The organism is Bacillus cereus group sp. Bce019 (assembly GCF_051781745.1).
Taxonomy (GTDB): Bacteria; Bacillota; Bacilli; order Bacillales; family Bacillaceae_G; genus Bacillus_A; species Bacillus_A cereus.
Genome location: NZ_JBPWJX010000004.1, coordinates 293,851 through 311,668 on the forward strand (window position 1 = coordinate 293,851; position 17,818 = coordinate 311,668).

The window sequence follows — 17,818 nt, forward strand, 5'->3', positions numbered from 1 at the left end:
AGCTTTTCATCTCAATACAATGGGATTGGATGTGATTAGAATGGCATATCCGTTAAAGGGACTGACCTTACATTTACACTCTGCGTTAGCTAACCAAGGTTATTCACAGGGTGTAAATACAATCCCTGTTAATTCTTGGTTTGATTTAGCAAGAAAAGGGCATAACGGAAGTTTGATAAGTTTTAACTTCTCGCAAGATAAAACTTGGACAGGTATGAATATACCTACGGATCCTTATTCACTTTACTTTAACGGCCTTAACAATCACGTGGTAATCCCTAATCATTTGGAATTACTGCCAACAGACTCAGGTTTTACTTTTGAAACTTGGGTCAAACCAGTTAAGTCAGGTTATATCGCATCTTATGGTGCGAGGAGTGAACGAGGGTTTTCACTTTATTTTGACTTAGATACTCGTGAAATTCGGGTTCAAATAACGACAGAAACAAAGAAAATGTCTTTTGTTTTTACTGAAGTTAACGTAAAGGCTTGGCAACACATAACTTTACTGTATGATGGAGAACGCTTATGGGGTATGATCAATGCAGCTCCGCAGGGCTTTAGCTTACCTGTATTGGGGGAATATGTTAATACAACAGCCCCATTAGTATTAGGTAAATCATCAACAGCAAATAATAGTTATTTTGAAGGAAATATAGCAACTTTTAGAATATATCAAAGGTCACTTAGTTGGGATGAGGTAACGAATAGTTATAATGCAGGTTTTCTTATTACCGACAATAAAAGTGAACTATCTTCTAAGGGATTAGTATTATGGCGTGATGAGATAGAAGCTACCTTAAATGTAAGCATAATGTCTCAAGCAACAGCGAAATATGAGACAGCCAAAGTAGATAGTCAAAATATAAAAGGCTTCATAGATATTATGAAACCTGAAGATATGATAAGTTCTATTATAATTAATCCAAGTATTAGAATAGCCGCTAACTATGAGATTGATAAATTCGGAGAAAACGATTTAGTTGCTACAATTAGTGTTACACATTTCCAAAAAGATTTAAGATGTACATTGAATATCAATCCTATCAGTTATATGCGTTCTGAATATAATATGGAGGGTTATGGATCTAGCGATTTAAAATCAGAAATTAGAGTATGTACACATAATAATCTATTTTCAAATATATCTATTAATCCTTATGTCAAATTAGTAGGTCATTATGAGATTGATGAACAATATATTTCAAGTTTACTTTCTGAAGTAAATGTATTGACGTATCCTGCACATTTAAAATCAAACATTATAGTGAATATGAAAGAAATTCATTTGTCTGCTAAGTATGAAATGGACAAAGCTTCATATCATGACTTTAAAGGTGCTATTTCTGTAACATATTTTAAAGATTTACCTTCCAATATTGGAGTTAATATAAATGTAGATAGATTGGTAAGGGCTACATACTTTACTGAGCCTTCGTATTATAGTGATCTTTATTCCGAGATTTTTGTAATGGGTACGAATAACTTGGAATCAAGTATACACATTTCTACTAATTCATATCTAAGAGTAACCTATGGAATAGATGGTATTACCATTAGAGATTTCCCTGCAAATCTTACTGTAAGAGCTGTACAGGAACTTCTCTCTACCATTAACGTGACGACCCGTTCATCCATGAGAGCACAGTATGGTATGTCTGGGATTATTATAGATGATTTGGTTTCAAAAATTACTATTACTAGTCTTTCAGAGCTCGATGGTACCTTAACGGTAGCTGTAAAAGGAATAATGTCTGCCAGTTATGAAATTTCTCCAATCTTTATAGCAGATTTACCTATGGATTTAGGGATTAAAGAGTGGAATGAATTATATGGAGACATGTTCATTAATTTGAAAAATAGTATGATGGTTACCTATGAAATAGCGCCTATTTATTTTGAGTGGTTATCATCTAAGTTATCGATTAGAGTAACTGAAAATTTACAATGTAAATTGTTTGTCTCTAAGCCATTCGTATTAAGGGCTAGTTATGGCATGATGGAAAGGCCAAAGTTTAATATGAAACTGTATCCGAATAAGGATGCATTTATTCGTGAATTTTTCCCGAAATTAAACTATGGTTCAGAAACACAGATGTATATAGGTAGGACTGGATCACCGTTTCCTGAGAAATATCGTTCCCTTGTGGGATTTGATATTTCAACAATACCTACAGTAAATACTGAAATAGGTAAAGCTATTTTACGACTGTATTATGATGGGAGAGGACAAGGTTCTCAGTCTGTCCAGGTTATTGAAAGTAATAGTCAATGGAATGAAACAGGTGTAACGTGGGCTAACCAACCTCAAGCTGCAATAGATGGATTTTCTGTAACTAGAGTAATAGGTGGAGCAGCTGGATACGTAGAGTTTGATGTTACGCAGTTAGTTAAGCAGTGGCATATATATGAAAAACCTAACCTTGGTTTCTTAGTGCGGGCAGTAGAAGAGTCCGAAAATTTATCTAGAGGATTTTATACAAAAGAAGCAATCGAGCGAAGACCAGAGTTAGAAGTTACATACTATGACATGCAGATATATTCTGATGATCATGCGTATATTTCAGCAGAAATCACAATTATTCAGAATAAGGTAAAAGATTTAATTGGTAACATTCTTGTTAGAGATAATAAAGGATTTGGTAATCTATCATCTAGTTTACATATTCATCAACCTAGGGAGTTAGAATCCCGAATTTGGATTAACCATCCACAAATTATAGGTAGTATTGTATCTAGACAAAAAGATTTTAGTGAAATTCTTGCAAAAATAGCTATTAAAACAATAGGTGCATCTGATCTTGATGGTTATATTCGTGCCAATGAAATAGAAAAACGTTCGAGTATTTATGTTCTTTATAGAAATGATTTGAACACTAATATTACCGCTCGTGTATGGGGGAACCCTATAGTTAATGGTGGGCAAATAGCCTCTACTATGAGTATTACTGAAAATAATAAAGTCTCTAGTGTTTATGTTCTTTATAGGGATGATCTCATTTCTAATTTTGATATAAGAGTATGGTCTAATGATACTGACTTGCAAAATAATCTACTCATGGAATTTGAAATCACACGTAGTTTTGAGTTGTCTGGTAGTTTAGATGTTAAAGAGCGAGTTGAATTAGATAGTACAATTGGAATTAGGGTTGAAGAATGTACGGATCAACATTCTGAAATGTACGTTAAGTATAGAGTGGATTTAGAAGGTTATGGTAACATAGGAAATCCTAATTTAAAAACGTACATTAATGTTTGGGAGAAATCTTTATTAAATGGCCATGTAATTGCAAGACAAAATATTGAGAACAATCTTCCTGCGACTATTCATATTCCGCTAGGTGGGTGGGAGGAAATTCCTTCTTCGATTAATCTACGCATGATGTATGATGTTCCAGGTATTGTAACAGTAAACTCAGGTAATTTACAATCGTTTATTACGATTCCTATTAATGCGCAAAAAAATCTGGTTTCCATGTTAAATGCGCGAGTAAGAAGAAGCTCAGATTTAGACAGTATATTTGAAATAAATTCAGGTAACTTCTATTCAGAACTAATTGTAAGAGCTATAGGTCATATAGATTTTAGAGGTTATGTAAGAGTTAAACAAAATACTGAAGATAGGCTTCCGATTAAGGGGTATGTAAGGCCTTGGGTTAACTTGTTCTCTAGCATTACTGCTAGTAAGCCACGGTATAGAGATTTAGCCTCTTCTATTAGAATAAGACAAACTGGTGCAGTGATACTAGAAAACTCTATTGTAGTAAGAGTATGGGGTGACTCTTGGCTTGATGGCGGACAACTAGATGGAACAATAGCTATTCGAATATGGGATAACCAGAATCAAGAATCGAGTATTAGTATTAGACGAAGTGCTGAAATCGGATTAAATGGATTTATTCAAGCTAAACAAGTTAGTGATTTACCTTCCAAGATTGCCGCAAGACAAATTGCCTTAGCAGATTTAGCTTGTGAAATAGCTTGCTATGATCATTTTAATTTGTTCGGGAACGCTACTGTACGAGTATGGGGTGATTCTCAAACAGATGGTGGTTTACTTAATGGTAAAATTACCGTAAGACAGTCTTCGAATAGTAATTTTGTTGGTTTAGTTGAAGTATTTGAACATTACAGTGTAAATTCCACGGTTATTATAAGGCAGAGTGATAAGGAAGATTTAAGTAGTACAATTGCAGTAAGACGATCAGCTGCATATGATAAACTTGGAACAGTAGCTGTTAGACAGTCCGATAAAAGTGACTTACAAGCTTATAATTTCTTTGTAAGACAAAGTGATAAATCACAGATATCGGTAACAGCTTTAATTAAGCGTGTTAGCAATTTAGAGAGTAGTATTGAGGTCGTAACAGCATATCCGTATGCTTATATAATGTAAAAGAGAAAAGTAGTCTACCATTTCACTGGGTAGGCTATTTTTTATGATTAAATTCTTATAATTTCTATTGAATAAGATAATAAATTTATAAATATATAAGTCCTATAAATTCTTATGATTTTGCTGTTAAAATCAATTTTCATTTTCTAAAGAACTTTCAATGGTTTAATTAAAGTAACTTTTCTTAACGTGTTGTGTTGTAGATAGTGTTTCTCTAAGAAAAGTGTTATCTTTTTATTTTTGAGTAATGTTAGAGGGAATATATAAATTTTTTACTTAAATTATTTAATAGCGTAAATATTTCCAATGTAGAAAGTTAGTTTTATGTATAGTGACATGAAATTGTTTTAACTATTCTACGTAAGAAGCTAGATAAGACTCAATGATAGAAAGTGATAACTGCCTTAAGTTATAAGGATAAATGAAATAGGAATACGTTTTATCTCTTACAATATATGGAGATAAAAATTTTGAGTGTATTCCATGTGTAACATCTCTTTACCTTGTAATAATTCACATTAAGTTATGTCTAAGGTGGGAGAATTTCTAAAAGTAGGAGGCTATTATATATGCCTAAACAGAGAAAATACAATCTTGTTGAAATTGGTTTGATCAGTATAGCACTGTGGTGGGCAGTTCTATTGTTATCTCCCATTGCTACATTTAAAAATTCTGTTTACAGTACTATGGAGCAAGTTATGCCGGAACAGTTATGGGGCATGCAATGCTTATTTATATCTTTCTTCTTATTATATGGGGTGGCTACAGATAATAAGATTATTAGAAGTATTGGATTGTTAATTTCTATTGGATTTTGGACATTTGTTTCCGTTTCCTTATGGTTAAGTGATAGTGCTACAACAGGTACAAGTTATTTTGTTTGGGCACTTATGGCCGCAGGTCTCTATCTTAAGCTGATGAAAGTAGGTGACGGTTAATGAAAGATAGTTTAATTTCTGCAATTGCTTCTGTATTAGGCATGTTTATTACAGGAGGTTTTGGTTACTTAACTTCTAAGAATAAACCAACTTCTAACACCAGTATCGATACCAGTACTAACCGTCATTCTTTATCTGATGACGAAAGACAGTTTCGAATTGAACTCAAAGATATGATGTTAACATATCAAAATCAGGTGAAAGAACTAACTCTTGAGGTTGCTAGATTAACAAAAGCGAACCTTCAATTAGAAGTACAAGTAAGACAATTAACGGCTCGTAATGAGAGTCTGGAAACGCAAGTGCATGAATTAACCACTGCGAATAGAGAATTAAAAGAAGAGGTACAAAGGAGACGCAATAGTATTGCGGAATAAGGTGACTCCTGGAAAATACATTCAGAATAATTAGTTATTTAAAAGGCAAGGACTACCTCTATCTGTTTTTATATTAAATATATTTATTATTCTAAGTAAATGTTAAACCATTAAATATTCTCCTTATAATAATGCAAATCAAGTGTTGCAATACGAGATTGATGTTCTTCATTTTATTCAGGCATGAGGAGGTCTTGATGTGGGATTTAAGAAAAAATTTGAAATTGAAACGGATTATCTGGATGAAGGATCAACCAAGCGTCCTGGTAATCGCATTTATGTTCAATTTATTGTTGCGCATGATATAGAGCATCCAAACTTAACAGCAAGAGAAAGTGTAGATTATTATCAACGTACACAGAATCAATCAAATACTGCGGTACATTTTCTCGTAGATGATAAACAAATTATTGAGTGTATACCTGCTGTGACACATGAACCAGAATATGCCTTTCATGTAATTTATGATGTTAATACTAGTAATGCATTATATGATACATGTGCTAATAATTCTGCCATCGGAGTAGAATTATGCTACGGTGAAAAAATTGATAAGGTAGATTCGTATAAGCGCTATGTTTGGCTGCATGCTTATATTTGTTATAAGTTTGGACTAAATCCTCGCCGAGATATTATAGGGCATGATGTACTAGATTCTAAGCTGAGAAGTGATCCCGCTAAAGGACTAGAATTTGTAGGTAAAAGCTTTAATCAATTCATTATGGATGTAGTAGACGAGTTTGAAAGTTGTACAAAGGAAACCAATATGATAGCTAAACAGGTATCGGTCAAAAATGGAAAGTTATATACAATACGTGCAACCGATACGCTTCAGTCTTTAACCACTCAATTTGGTATAAAAGCAGATTGTTTAAAAAAACTAAATCCAGAACTGGACATCCATGCATTGTATGAAGGACAAAGTATTTTAATCGAGCCAGGTTCACCTCAATTAGGCAAGAATTACATCAACTTAGAACTAGAAGAGTATATGAGAAGCGCTCCTGTTCGACCATATCCAGGAAAGCCTATAAAACGAGGCGATAGGGGACGGAATATAGAGGCGATTCAAAGAACATTAAAAGTGAGTGTTGATGGCATATTTGGTAAGGAAACAGAAGAAAAGGTTAAAGAGTATCAGCGTAATTCTAGTTTCTTATCTATTGATGGTGTAGTTGGTATGCAAACTTGGTATGCACTATTTTAAATTGGAGGAATAGAAAATGAATGACCTTTTACAGTCAATGCTAGAGAATGGAGCATTGTTAGTGATTTTAGCAATTCTAACAGAATCTCTTACAGAGATTCTAAAAAACATGATACCTAATAGAACTATTCAAGATCGTTTCACGTATCTGTTATCTATTTTTGTAGGTATTTCTTTAGCATTTGCTTTTAATTTAAACTTCTTTGACTTGAATGGATATGGAAAATATATATCCATTATATCTGCAGGATTATTGGCAAGTAGAGGAGCAAATTATGCGAATGGATTTTTGAAAAAATTTGATATTTTACGTTAAAAAAGGATGGGGTTAAAGTATGGGATATATTGTTGATATTTCAAAATGGAATGATAATATTAATTGGGCTGTAGCGGCGAAAAATCTAGATCTTGCTATTTGTCGTGTGCAATATGGTTCATTGAAACGTGATAAATTGTATAATCAGCATGTGCAAAAATTAGAAGCATATGGCGTCCCGCATGCAGCATATGCTTATGGGTGTTATGTAAGTGTTAATGATGCAATTGTGGAAGCAAAAGATTTTATGGCACGAGTTAGTCCAAATGCTAGATTCTTAGTGTTAGATGTAGAAGATGATACACTCGCAAGTTGTGGACCAAGCAAATTAGCTGCAGCATCTCAAGCATTTATTGATACATGTAAAGCGGCAGGGTGGAAAGTTGGTTTATATGTAAGCCACCATATGTATGAAAAATATGGGTTAAGTAATGTAAAAGCAGATTTTTTATGGGTTCCACGCTATGGCAATAAGCCGAAATATAGTTGTGATTTATGGCAATACGCAGACAATACAACAGGTGGGTATGTATCTGGAATTGGGAATTGTGATGTTAACCGTTTGAATGGTGACAAATCTCTTAAATGGTTCTTGGGAGAAGAGGAGAAGAATACGTTTTATCGTATCTACCTTGGTGACTTTAATACATCTGAGTGGAAGGATGCCACAATGAATAGAGTAAAAGAAATTCTACCTGGTTATGGTTTGTGGGAGGAGAATTTAGGAAATGATAATTATCGAATTATCGTAGGAGATTTTAATACTAAATCATGGGTTGATGAAACATTTAATAAATTAAAATTAGCTTTTCCTAACTATGGTATGTGGATTCAAGAAATTTAATAAATAAGCAGATTCTTTATTTAAAGAATCTGCTTATTTTTATATATAACTAAAATGATTTTTAAAAAGTTAAATAGTTTTAATCTTCTGTTAATTAATGTTATATACTTTTTTAATTAAGTTTTATTGCGAGCAATCATTGCATTCAGATAGGTTTTGATCTAAGCGGCTTATAGCTTGTTGACGAATATAATATAAAACTCGAGAGCTATACTTGCTTATAGTGTAACCACATACATCTAATAAATCTTTGAGTTGTTCTATATTCATTATACAGTTTAATTCGATCATTTCTTCTGCAATTACTCCTATTTCACTTTCATATTTGGACAATCGTTTTGACTCAAAGTTGTTATCTAATTTATTCTTTATACGGTTTAAAGCACGATTAACTGTCATTGGATAGACATTTAATTTTTTTGCTATCTGTGAGTTATTGTTACCATCCATAATAAGATTGATCACTTGAGTTTCAAATTCGGATAAATCGGAGTTTTTAAGTAGATTTTCTACATAGATTTTATCCATTACTTTACTTTCATAACCTATTGAGTAATCCTCGGGTTCAAAGCTTTCAAGTGAATTTAAAGAGGTTAATTCTGAAGCGAATCGAAGAACATTTTCAATGCGCTCTACAGTAACATCAAGTAATTTAGCTAATTCTTCAGCTTTTGGGAAATAACCTAGTTCATTTTCAACTTTCTCCATTTGTTTGAGTAGATCTACTGCACTTCGACTTAAGCGTACAAGTCTAGAATCATTATAGAGTAATTGGTTAATTTCCCATATAATTGGCCGATAAATATAAGTAGTAAACTTAATTCCTTTATTAAAATCAAAATCTCTAATTGCTGTAATAACAGCTATATAAGCGTGTTGAAGTAACTCTTCTTCATCCACGTTAAATTTGTTTTTTAGGGATTCAATGCTTCCTTTGTAGTGAGCAATGATTGAGAAGAGAAATTCTTTATTTTCATATAAAAGTTCAGAGAGTAAATCAGGATCCTCTTGGCAAGCTTTCAATAACACATTGTTATGTAAGTCAGGTAAATTATCTTCTCTAAGGTCAATATATCTTTGGGAAGGCACTTTAATTCACCCCAACTCTATTAACGAAGAAAAAACTGTTGGTTAATTTTAAGAAATAAGGTTGATGTAATGGATCAAAGTATGGGCCCCAATTTAAAGTATTTAAATTGAAATATAATGTCTTTAGTAACTTGTTTTTTGTCATTTTTAAATCCTCCTATTTGTTGAATCTGCATACTAACTGTCGTTATGAGAAGTTAATAGGTTGCGACGGAAAAAGTAGAATGATCTAAAACGGGAAGAAAATATAGATTTATTAAGTGAACAGATGGAGACTACTTGTAAGTATGGAATTAGAGGTTAGAAAAAACTATTTTTATATTAGATTTTTAAAATCTAACAACTATTATTAGGGATATTTCGATAGCTACTATGAAAAAGGAGGAGTAATGAGTCTGTTTTATTCAAACGAAATATCAGTTAAATAAAACAAAAAGCAAAGAAAACTTTTTTAAAGAGTAATAAAGCTGTTAAAATTTGGATTTTCTTAGGAGGTGAAGAAAGTGGCATTGACTCCGCATGGTTATAGAATATATTGTGATAAAAAATTGGAGGATGTTATTTCTATTTTAGATGAAAACTTAGAAATTAAGATTGATGGAATAGTATACAATGTCATATTAAAGACAGGGGAATATAAAACTTATCATGAGCAATTTGAAAGTGAACTTCCTGAAATGATTACAACTATCTTTCAAGATAATAACATTCCTGTGTTTTGTAAATTAGGTGGGGTATATGATTTTTCTAATAATCGTACTGTATTAGTATTTGAGCACATGGATACAAAGAAACATCATGATATTAATTTGATTGGCGGCTCAGCATACGATTTATTAATTGGAAAAGTATTAAATACGGAACCATTTGCAGATGGTACTTATTATAAATTTATGGAGATTCATAGCAATATTTTAGTGGTATACCCTGATATGTCACAAATACTGTCTACAATTTTAACAAGACAGTATGCGAGCTATACTCTTAGTGGAACAGTTATTATTAGAATGAGTATGTTTGAAGAGATAAAAAGTTCTATTTATGTAGCAAGTGCATCGCGATTAGAGGGAAGTATTTCAATTCGCAAATCAAGTAACTCTCATATTAAAGGAACTATATCAATACCTATAGATGCTTCTCATGATATTGGCTCGTTCTTAATTATTAGGAAATAAGTTCGCAACATTCTAGTTAAGTAAAACGACTATAAATATATAGCTGTAAGGATAAATTCCATATCAAACTAATTAACCTATTGAAGCTTTAGAGTAAGATTAGGTGTAGATGAAAGATTATAATCTAGGAGGAATTTAAATATGAAAATAAATAAATTTAACGTTTCTGCAGTCTTTTATTTTAAAAGTGGAAATTCAAAGAAAGTTGATTGGTTGGAGGATAAATTAGTAAAAAAATTAAAGAGTGAGACACAAGAATTAACTGAAGGTCTTAGCTTAGAGGAAGCAGATGTTTTTTTAAAAAGTAAGTTTAAGGAATGGCAAGAAAATGGTACTACTATAATTCGTAAAAATGCTAAAGGTGAAAATTCTATCATATCCTTTGCAGAAGTTGAATATATGACCATGTTAGTTAGCTTAGCTAAAGATAACTCTCTAGATACAACTGAGTTGAATGAAGATGAATCTAAAGCAACAAGAAGTATTCAAGAACATCCTGCATTTAAAAAATAATAATGAACAAGGCAGCATCATTGAAAATTTACTTTATAGATTTGAATATGAAGGACTTTTCTTTTGGGAAGTTAAACAATATGACTATACAAAAGGCTAGAATTATTCTACAAAAAATTAAATAAAAAATTTTGTAAATCCTTATAATGAATGCGATACAAGAGGGAGGATGAAATATGAGGGCAAAAGAAATTTTAACGAAGTTAGGTACTTTAGAGCAAAAGAGAGATGAGGTAAGTTCTGCATTAATTGAGACTTCCTATAGAGAAGCAAAGTTAGTTTTAGAGGACTCTCTAAAGAAGTACCAGAAGAAAGTAGATGCTTTTCTTAATACAGAATTCGAGCCTTTATCATCAACAGCTTTTCTAATGGTTTCCCACAAGCATTTAAATCTCAACACTGGTGATCAAGTTCAGTTGAATGTAGAAGCATTAACTAGTGATGGGATTACAAAGAATGTTACTGCTGAACTTCGTCCGGCTATGTTATTTAAAGATATAGATAATTTATATAATAATAAAGGTTTAATTACAGCGGTAGACATTAGTAATTATAAATTTGAAGAACGAATAGTTGAAATTGTAAAGACTACCAATGGTTTTGGTGTGGGTGATGATAGAGAAACACAAGGGTTACAAGTTATAGCAACGAATAAACGAAATGAATATCGAATTGTAAATTTAAAAGGTGACTATTTAGGGATTACTTTCCAAACAGATGGTAAAGAAGAAGTTGGTGATAACTGGTTAATTTATGTATATTGGGCGAGTACAGGCACTACTTATTCTGTCAAAGATAAATATATAGCAAAGGTGAGCCCTGAAGGAATTGTAACAGGCCTTAGCGGAGGAACAACAGATATAGTCATTACAAATGGGGTGCATGAAGTATTTGTACCAATTACAGTCGTAGGAAATGAAGCTCCTGAACCACCAGCTATTACTTCTGTGGATAATATGGAAAGCGGAGTAGAAGTTAGATTTGATTATAGTACGTCAACTGATAGTGAGAGTTATAACATTTTTGTAAATGATGTATTAGTTTTAACAGGTGTTGAGCATTCACCTGCTAAATTAGATCATAACATTTTAAATGATAAAGTATCTGTAATTGAAATGACGGCAATTAATTTAGAGGGTAAAGAGTCTGAAAAATCTAATGCATTTCAATATAAACCATTAGATGAATTATCGACTACTTAAGATTTTTTAATGTGAATGTAAAAACATAGTACATTATTTTTCATAAGGAAGTACAGGTATTATATCTAATTTAATATTTAAATTAGATATAGAAAAAACTCGCAACTAAATTGATATATATATCGACTGCTATAATACCAGTACGAAATAGGAGAGGTAAACGATATGGAATTATCTAAGAAAATTAGTCGATTAGTACAGTTAATTCAAAGTGGCGAAAATTTGTCCATTAGTATCGACATTAATTCCGGACTTGCTAGAATTTGTGACATGGATTTTTCTATGGAAGAACAAAACAAAATTATTCATGGTGACATTGATAACACATGGTTAGTCCAATGGTTTAATTACTTGCAAAAGACAATAAAAAAAGAATTAGATCAAGGTGAAAATAATGCTTTGAAACATTTAGATTTGCTTGAGGTACAACATTTGCAAGTAAGAGATAACAATGAGGAAAAAAGTCAATTGAATAAAAAGGCTAAGAATACTTCTGAATCAAATTCTAATAATGAAGCAGATATGAGTAGAAATCTTTATATTGCGGAGCTGGAAAAGAACTATCGTAATATGGAGAATCGGCTTAAAAAAGCAGAAGATTATGTGAAATATTTAGTGAAACAACTAAATGTAAAAAATGTAACGGAGCAAAACTTACAGTATCCATTACATTTTTCTAATAGTAGCAGCAAAATAGAAAATGCAATGAAAGTTAAGAATAAAGAGATTCAAAATGTTATAGATGCAATGAAAGATATTGAGGTACCTTATGGATCGTTTATAAATCATCAAATTAACGAAGTGATTATAATGAAAATTCATAATGATTCAGGGATTAATTATATTGTATCAGGGGACTATGATTCAGCAATTTTAGTGTAGTTAATAAATGAGATTTAGAGGATATGATTTTAAGGTTGGTGATAATTTAATATGCTATTAAATACATTTACAACGGATCAGTGGAAAAAGCATAGAGAAAACCTCGCTAGTAAGTTAAAGGAGATACATATCGAGCATTCCATTAAACGAATGGTAAGATATGATTCCACTTCACTTGGTTTACAAGATTACCATCTTTCTTTGGTATTTGATATTGAAAAAGAACGTCTCTATATTTGCAATAAAGCATCTAAAAGAATGACTGAAAGTACTTCTATAAGACGTTTGCAGGAAATAGAAATGGTTTTAGTAAATTGGTTAAAAGAAATGAAGGAAATTATTAAATAAATTTATATGAGGATTATGTTTAGGTTGAGGAGATATGGATAATAAAAAAGTTAAAATCTATAGATATTATAAGGGTGGAATTTATCTCGTTACTGGTAAGGGAAAACAAACAGGAACTGATGAAGAAATGGTAATTTATGAAGATGCTAAAGGGAATACTTGGATTGAACCTCAGAGTACTTTTATGGCGGATATTGAGGTATGCGGAGTAAAAGTTCCTCGCTTTGAGCATTTAGGTAATTTCTATAAAAGTAATTAAGGAGAGGGTTAATTTGTTAGGCAAGCGAAAATATATGGTTTCTGGTCATGATGCAGAAGGAAAATATGTAGAAAAAGAAGTTTGGGCTAGTTCTGCTCGTAATGCATTAAATATTTCTCAAGAGTGGAATGACGGTAATACATATACGGTAGCTCGTAAGGTTGGATGCGGCTGTGGTGGAAATTAAGTAGACATAAATGTATGCAATATATAATTATTTTATATTAATATACAGTATAAAGGATTTATTAGCGTTCTTCCTTATAAATACTTTACAGGAGGTAGGAATAAAATGTTTAAAATTAATACAGTTGAAGAATTTAAAGAAAAGATAGTAGAAGGGTTTGTTTTAGTTTATTTTTATACTACTTGGTGTGGCCCCTGTAAAATGATTACACAGGATATTAAGGAATTGTCAAAACAAATTGACGATATTAAATTTATTCAAGTTAACGCTGATCAATTTTTAGATATCACTAAATTGTGTGAAGTTAGTACGATTCCAACGCTTCTGTTTATGAAAGATGGTAAAAATATTGAAAAGAAAGTTGGATTTACTCCTAAGCAAGAAATTCAGGAATTTATTGAGGCTAGTAAATTAGCAAGCCAAATGGAGGCTGAAGAGGAAGTATTAGAAAAAGATGCCTTAAATTGAGAAGAAATTTGAAAAGGTAATACCACAAAGGTGTGTCATTTGACACACCTTTTCCTATAATGGGCTTACTATATTTGGTTAGGAGGTTACAATCGATATGCCTAAACTCAAAAGTATTATGAGATATGTTAAAGAAATAGATAAAATGATTAAAGATTTGCGTAAGGGTATGGCACATAGCCATCCATACTCAGTAGATGCTTTACGGCAATATGTAGATGAATTAGAAGCTATACGTGAAGTAATCATGGAATCAGGACTTGAATCTGGTGAAAACTTGGATACATTAATGTATAAAATTAGGGAATGTATAAGGGAGTGCGTGAGACCTTCTTATGCACGAAAACCACAAGTTTTACCTTATCCAAAACCGGATCCATGGGTACCACCTGTTACAGTCACAGGGGTTAATATTATTTTCGTTGTGGATATTTCTGAATCTATGTTTGAAGGAGGGGGCCTTGAACCTGGAGGTCGTGTTAGAAACTTATTAGTTGCCACAGCAAATGAAATCGAACGTTATGCTAAAGCTGCTAAAATCCCATGTAAAGTATCATTAGTAGCCTATGCTGATCCTACAGACAGAGCAGGAAAGAATAGGCCGAACTTTTGGAGAATTCTACTGAATAAAAGTGTAGATGTACAAGGATTAGCACAAGCATTTTCTGATATTAGTACGCTAACATTTAATCGAGGATCGGATTTCCCTGAATCTGGTATGTCTGCAATTTATTATTCAATTGATCAAGTGATAGATAAAAGTGTAATAAATGGTAAACCCGTAGAGAATTCTCTTATTCTTGTATCAGATGATAGACAAAAGTTAGAGGGCAGTAGCGAACCTTCACATCGCCTGTATAAAGAAGTTACATACGATCAGGTTGACGGGAAGCTAAATAGCCTTAAAGTATTTAATCGTTATGCGTTAGTGCCTATGAAAACTATATATACAGTTCTTCCAGGAAGAAAAGGACCTGGGAAAATAGGGCCAGGGAATTGGAATAGTCCTATCATTCCTTTCTTTAGACAGTGTAGAGAGTACTTCCATGTAAGCTCTTTAAAAGATGTAAGCGATTGGATCACTTGGACATTAGATCCTACTAAGGCTCCGAAAAAAAAGTGAGGAGGAAGTGATAATGACAATTAGATTTGGAGATTTGTATGAGGAAATCTTAGCTATTGAAGATGCTATGCAGCGTATGAGAGATGATATAGCTAGTTCAGATTGTTCCTCTATTACAAAATGTCGTTTGGAAATAGAATTAGAGATGCTTGAACAAAAATTATATGAATTAGAACGTACAAATATAGATTTTGAATTATTAAACTTTGTTACAATTATAGAATCTATTGAAAGATGCTTTAATTGTATTGATATTCCAGGTGAATTATCTCATGATATAGCTCCTGTACCATATGATACAGCAAGCAATTGCGGAGGTAAAAAGAGACAATTATCACTTAAAGATATTGAGTTAATTAAAGTATTTGAGATGAGTACTAGAAAGCCCGACAAACGACCAAATGTATTTGAATTTGTTAAGAGCGCAATGCCGTATAAAATCCTTACAATTGCATCAGAGAAGTATATTGTATCGTATGACTCGTTACGTAATGGTATTGCGGTTAAAGGGTTCAATAGGCAAACAGGGGAGTCAGTAACGAACTTTGGAAATATTTCTAGAATTGATGTGAAATTAAATGATTCGGCGCGTCAGAAATATGGCGTAGAATGGGTAACTGCATGTAAGGTTTTATTAACAACACCTACACCAATGGTTAGTATTGCACCGTTATCGTTAGCTATTGATGGTAATCCGAGCACCATGCCTAGGGTTGAATATACAAATGAGGCAGAAGTTGAAATGGTATTTCAATTTTTTGTATAGATAATTAGGAACTAAAGAAGATAAAAAAACGTACAGAAGTGTACGTTTTTTTATTATTATCTCATTTAATCAAAGTGGCAATTATAATGTTTAATTTTTAAGTCATTTTCTATCATTCCTTTCGAGAGGACTCCCACCTCTAAACGTAAGTGAAGGTGGTGAGGTGAATCGAAAGAAATATTTTATTTTCGAGAAAAAAACGGAAACGTATGTTCTTTTTTGCTATAATATCCTTAACAAGGAGGTGAATAAAATGACAAAGGAAAATCCATCAAACTATAAAACTCTTCAAATTTGGATTAAAAAAGGGCATCGTATGTATTCTTATTTTCAAGAATGTTGTCATAACGCTAAGAACATGTACAACACCACAAACTTTTATATACGCCAGGTGTACACTGGATTAACACAAGAAAAAGAGTTGCAGCCTTTGCAAAAAGAAGTTCTGGATCATATTCATAAAAATATTGGTAAGATGAATGACACACAACGTCTTGCCTATCAGGAGAAATTGGAAAAAGAGAAATTAAAGCCTAAAGAAGAACAGAAAGAGATTACATGTAATTTGTTTTCAGAACCTAATTTTGAAAAACCTTATGTAGATTACAACTTTCTAGATGCACTATTTAAGGCTATGATTCAAAATGATTATCGAGCTTTGCCTACGCAATGTAGCCAGTCAATCATGAAAGGTTTGTTCCAAAATTGGAAATCTTTTTTTGCTAGTTTAAAAGACTATAAAAAGAATCCAAACAAATATGCTGGACCGCCTAGAATTCCAAAGTATATTCGTTCTTCTGAAAAAGAGATTCTGTATACAAACCAAGATTGCATCATTAAAAACGATAGATTTTTAAAGTTTCCAAAGACGAAATTGCAATTAAATATTGGGAAACTAGGTTTCACTGAGGGTAAACTGAAACAAGTTCGTGTGATTCCAAAATACAATGAATATGTAGTGGAATTGGTAATTGATGTTCCTTCTGAACAACAAATGATTGAAGAGAATGCTCGTTATATGAGTATTGATTTAGGGATTGATAACCTTGCAACCATCGTAACAAACACAGGTATGAAACCTGTCCTTGTTAAGGGCAAACATGTCAAAAGCATAAATCAATATTACAACAAAATGAAGAGTCATTTTACAAGCATTCTTAGAAATGGAAAACAAACTAATGAAGGATCTTTTACTTCTAAAAGGATAGAAAAACTTCATCAAAAACGTTACTTGAAAATAAAAGACGTCTTCCATAAAGTTAGTCACCATATCGTAAAACTAGCTCAAGAAGAAGAAGTTTGTAAAATCGTTATTGGTCAAAATAAAAGTTGGAAACAAGAAACGAATATGGGAAAAAGAAATAACCAATCGTTTTGTCATATCCCACATAATTTACTGATTCAAATGATTACATACAAAGCAAATGCTGTAGGCATTCAAGTTGTTGTAACTGAAGAATCATATACATCGAAAGCAAGTTTTCTGGATAACGACTTCATTCCAACGTATGGAGAAAATGACCAAAATACAACTTTTTCAGGAAAACGAATAAAGCGCGGCATATATCGTTCAGCAAATAAAACTTTAATTAATGCAGATGTAAATGCTGCGGCTAACATTTTACGAAAAGTAATCCCAAATGCATGGACAAATGGGATAGAGGGGTTAGGCGTGAAACAGCTCGCTAATGTGTTAACTCCCCTGACGTTAATCGTCCGTTAGGTCAA

General features: G+C 32.3%; 18 protein-coding genes. 17 read left to right on the forward strand and 1 reads right to left on the reverse strand.

What is annotated here, in order from left to right:
- The first annotated feature begins 40 nt into the window (after nt 1-40).
- From ACS2QP_RS09775 to ACS2QP_RS09800, 6 genes are all read left to right on the forward strand, one after another.
- Nucleotides 41-4,396 carry a DNRLRE domain-containing protein gene (locus ACS2QP_RS09775; RefSeq protein WP_438882366.1) on the forward strand — a complete coding sequence of 1,452 codons (4,356 nt, stop codon included), beginning with the start codon at nt 41-43 and terminating at the stop codon, nt 4,394-4,396.
- A 569-nt stretch (nt 4,397-4,965) separates the two neighbouring features.
- A complete protein-coding gene (locus ACS2QP_RS09780; RefSeq protein ID WP_046392586.1) occupies nt 4,966-5,334 on the forward strand; it encodes a hypothetical protein in 369 nt (122 codons plus the stop codon).
- Entirely contained in the window at nt 5,334-5,711 is a 378-nt protein-coding gene (locus tag ACS2QP_RS09785; RefSeq protein WP_000655295.1) for a hypothetical protein, read from the forward strand. The genes ACS2QP_RS09780 and ACS2QP_RS09785 overlap by 1 nt, the downstream gene beginning before the upstream one ends.
- 199 nt (nt 5,712-5,910) lie before the next feature.
- On the forward strand, nt 5,911-6,918 hold the full coding sequence (locus ACS2QP_RS09790; RefSeq protein ID WP_438882367.1) for an N-acetylmuramoyl-L-alanine amidase: 1,008 nt from the start codon (nt 5,911-5,913) through the stop codon (nt 6,916-6,918).
- A gap of 16 nt (nt 6,919-6,934) precedes the next feature.
- On the forward strand, nt 6,935-7,234 hold the full coding sequence (locus ACS2QP_RS09795) for a hypothetical protein (RefSeq protein ID WP_000998963.1): 300 nt from the start codon (nt 6,935-6,937) through the stop codon (nt 7,232-7,234).
- A gap of 19 nt (nt 7,235-7,253) precedes the next feature.
- On the forward strand, nt 7,254-8,078 hold the full coding sequence (locus tag ACS2QP_RS09800; protein ID WP_086419597.1) for a GH25 family lysozyme: 825 nt from the start codon (nt 7,254-7,256) through the stop codon (nt 8,076-8,078).
- Nucleotides 8,079-8,201: 123 nt separating this feature from the next.
- On the opposite strand, the gene ACS2QP_RS09805 is transcribed toward ACS2QP_RS09800, so the two are convergent.
- Nucleotides 8,202-9,167, reverse strand: a complete 966-nt coding sequence (locus tag ACS2QP_RS09805) for a sigma-70 family RNA polymerase sigma factor (RefSeq protein ID WP_086419598.1) — start codon at nt 9,165-9,167, stop codon at nt 8,202-8,204.
- 503 nt (nt 9,168-9,670) lie between these two features.
- On the opposite strand from ACS2QP_RS09805, the gene ACS2QP_RS09810 reads away from it, so the two are divergent.
- From ACS2QP_RS09810 to ACS2QP_RS09860, 11 genes are all read left to right on the forward strand, one after another.
- A complete protein-coding gene (locus ACS2QP_RS09810; protein ID WP_438882368.1) occupies nt 9,671-10,342 on the forward strand; it encodes a hypothetical protein in 672 nt (223 codons plus the stop codon).
- Nucleotides 10,343-10,483: 141 nt separating this feature from the next.
- Entirely contained in the window at nt 10,484-10,855 is a 372-nt protein-coding gene (locus ACS2QP_RS09815) for a hypothetical protein (protein ID WP_438882369.1), read from the forward strand.
- Nucleotides 10,856-11,031: 176 nt separating this feature from the next.
- Nucleotides 11,032-12,057 carry a hypothetical protein gene (locus ACS2QP_RS09820; protein ID WP_438882370.1) on the forward strand — a complete coding sequence of 342 codons (1,026 nt, stop codon included), beginning with the start codon at nt 11,032-11,034 and terminating at the stop codon, nt 12,055-12,057.
- A gap of 165 nt (nt 12,058-12,222) precedes the next feature.
- Entirely contained in the window at nt 12,223-12,939 is a 717-nt protein-coding gene (locus ACS2QP_RS09825) for a hypothetical protein (RefSeq protein WP_438882371.1), read from the forward strand.
- Nucleotides 12,940-12,990: 51 nt separating this feature from the next.
- Nucleotides 12,991-13,287, forward strand: coding sequence for a hypothetical protein (locus ACS2QP_RS09830; RefSeq protein ID WP_046392594.1), 297 nt, complete (start codon nt 12,991-12,993; stop codon nt 13,285-13,287).
- A 34-nt stretch (nt 13,288-13,321) separates the two neighbouring features.
- Nucleotides 13,322-13,546, forward strand: coding sequence for a DUF1653 domain-containing protein (locus ACS2QP_RS09835; protein ID WP_000369000.1), 225 nt, complete (start codon nt 13,322-13,324; stop codon nt 13,544-13,546).
- Nucleotides 13,547-13,559: 13 nt separating this feature from the next.
- A complete protein-coding gene (locus ACS2QP_RS09840; RefSeq protein ID WP_000900867.1) occupies nt 13,560-13,733 on the forward strand; it encodes a hypothetical protein in 174 nt (57 codons plus the stop codon).
- A 105-nt stretch (nt 13,734-13,838) separates the two neighbouring features.
- Nucleotides 13,839-14,201, forward strand: coding sequence for a thioredoxin family protein (locus ACS2QP_RS09845; protein ID WP_438882372.1), 363 nt, complete (start codon nt 13,839-13,841; stop codon nt 14,199-14,201).
- Between the two features lie 97 nt (nt 14,202-14,298).
- Complete coding sequence (locus ACS2QP_RS09850; RefSeq protein ID WP_438882373.1) at nt 14,299-15,324, forward strand: hypothetical protein; 1,026 nt, start codon at nt 14,299-14,301, stop codon at nt 15,322-15,324.
- 13 nt (nt 15,325-15,337) lie between these two features.
- Entirely contained in the window at nt 15,338-16,090 is a 753-nt protein-coding gene (locus ACS2QP_RS09855) for a hypothetical protein (RefSeq protein WP_098382362.1), read from the forward strand.
- Between the two features lie 253 nt (nt 16,091-16,343).
- Complete coding sequence (locus tag ACS2QP_RS09860; protein WP_438882374.1) at nt 16,344-17,813, forward strand: RNA-guided endonuclease InsQ/TnpB family protein; 1,470 nt, start codon at nt 16,344-16,346, stop codon at nt 17,811-17,813.
- The last annotated feature ends 5 nt before the right edge of the window (nt 17,814-17,818 follow it).

Coding starts and splice junctions, on each gene's coding strand:
- ACS2QP_RS09835 (WP_000369000.1), top strand. CDS start 13,322: ATGGATAATAAAAAAGTTAAAATCTATAGATATTATAAGGGTGGAATT.
- ACS2QP_RS09855 (WP_098382362.1), top strand. CDS start 15,338: ATGACAATTAGATTTGGAGATTTGTATGAGGAAATCTTAGCTATTGAA.
- ACS2QP_RS09830 (WP_046392594.1), top strand. CDS start 12,991: ATGCTATTAAATACATTTACAACGGATCAGTGGAAAAAGCATAGAGAA.
- ACS2QP_RS09850 (WP_438882373.1), top strand. CDS start 14,299: ATGCCTAAACTCAAAAGTATTATGAGATATGTTAAAGAAATAGATAAA.
- ACS2QP_RS09845 (WP_438882372.1), top strand. CDS start 13,839: ATGTTTAAAATTAATACAGTTGAAGAATTTAAAGAAAAGATAGTAGAA.
- ACS2QP_RS09780 (WP_046392586.1), top strand. CDS start 4,966: ATGCCTAAACAGAGAAAATACAATCTTGTTGAAATTGGTTTGATCAGT.
- ACS2QP_RS09815 (WP_438882369.1), top strand. CDS start 10,484: ATGAAAATAAATAAATTTAACGTTTCTGCAGTCTTTTATTTTAAAAGT.
- ACS2QP_RS09785 (WP_000655295.1), top strand. CDS start 5,334: ATGAAAGATAGTTTAATTTCTGCAATTGCTTCTGTATTAGGCATGTTT.
- ACS2QP_RS09795 (WP_000998963.1), top strand. CDS start 6,935: ATGAATGACCTTTTACAGTCAATGCTAGAGAATGGAGCATTGTTAGTG.
- ACS2QP_RS09860 (WP_438882374.1), top strand. CDS start 16,344: ATGACAAAGGAAAATCCATCAAACTATAAAACTCTTCAAATTTGGATT.
- ACS2QP_RS09800 (WP_086419597.1), top strand. CDS start 7,254: ATGGGATATATTGTTGATATTTCAAAATGGAATGATAATATTAATTGG.
- ACS2QP_RS09825 (WP_438882371.1), top strand. CDS start 12,223: ATGGAATTATCTAAGAAAATTAGTCGATTAGTACAGTTAATTCAAAGT.
- ACS2QP_RS09820 (WP_438882370.1), top strand. CDS start 11,032: ATGAGGGCAAAAGAAATTTTAACGAAGTTAGGTACTTTAGAGCAAAAG.
- ACS2QP_RS09775 (WP_438882366.1), top strand. CDS start 41: ATGGCATATCCGTTAAAGGGACTGACCTTACATTTACACTCTGCGTTA.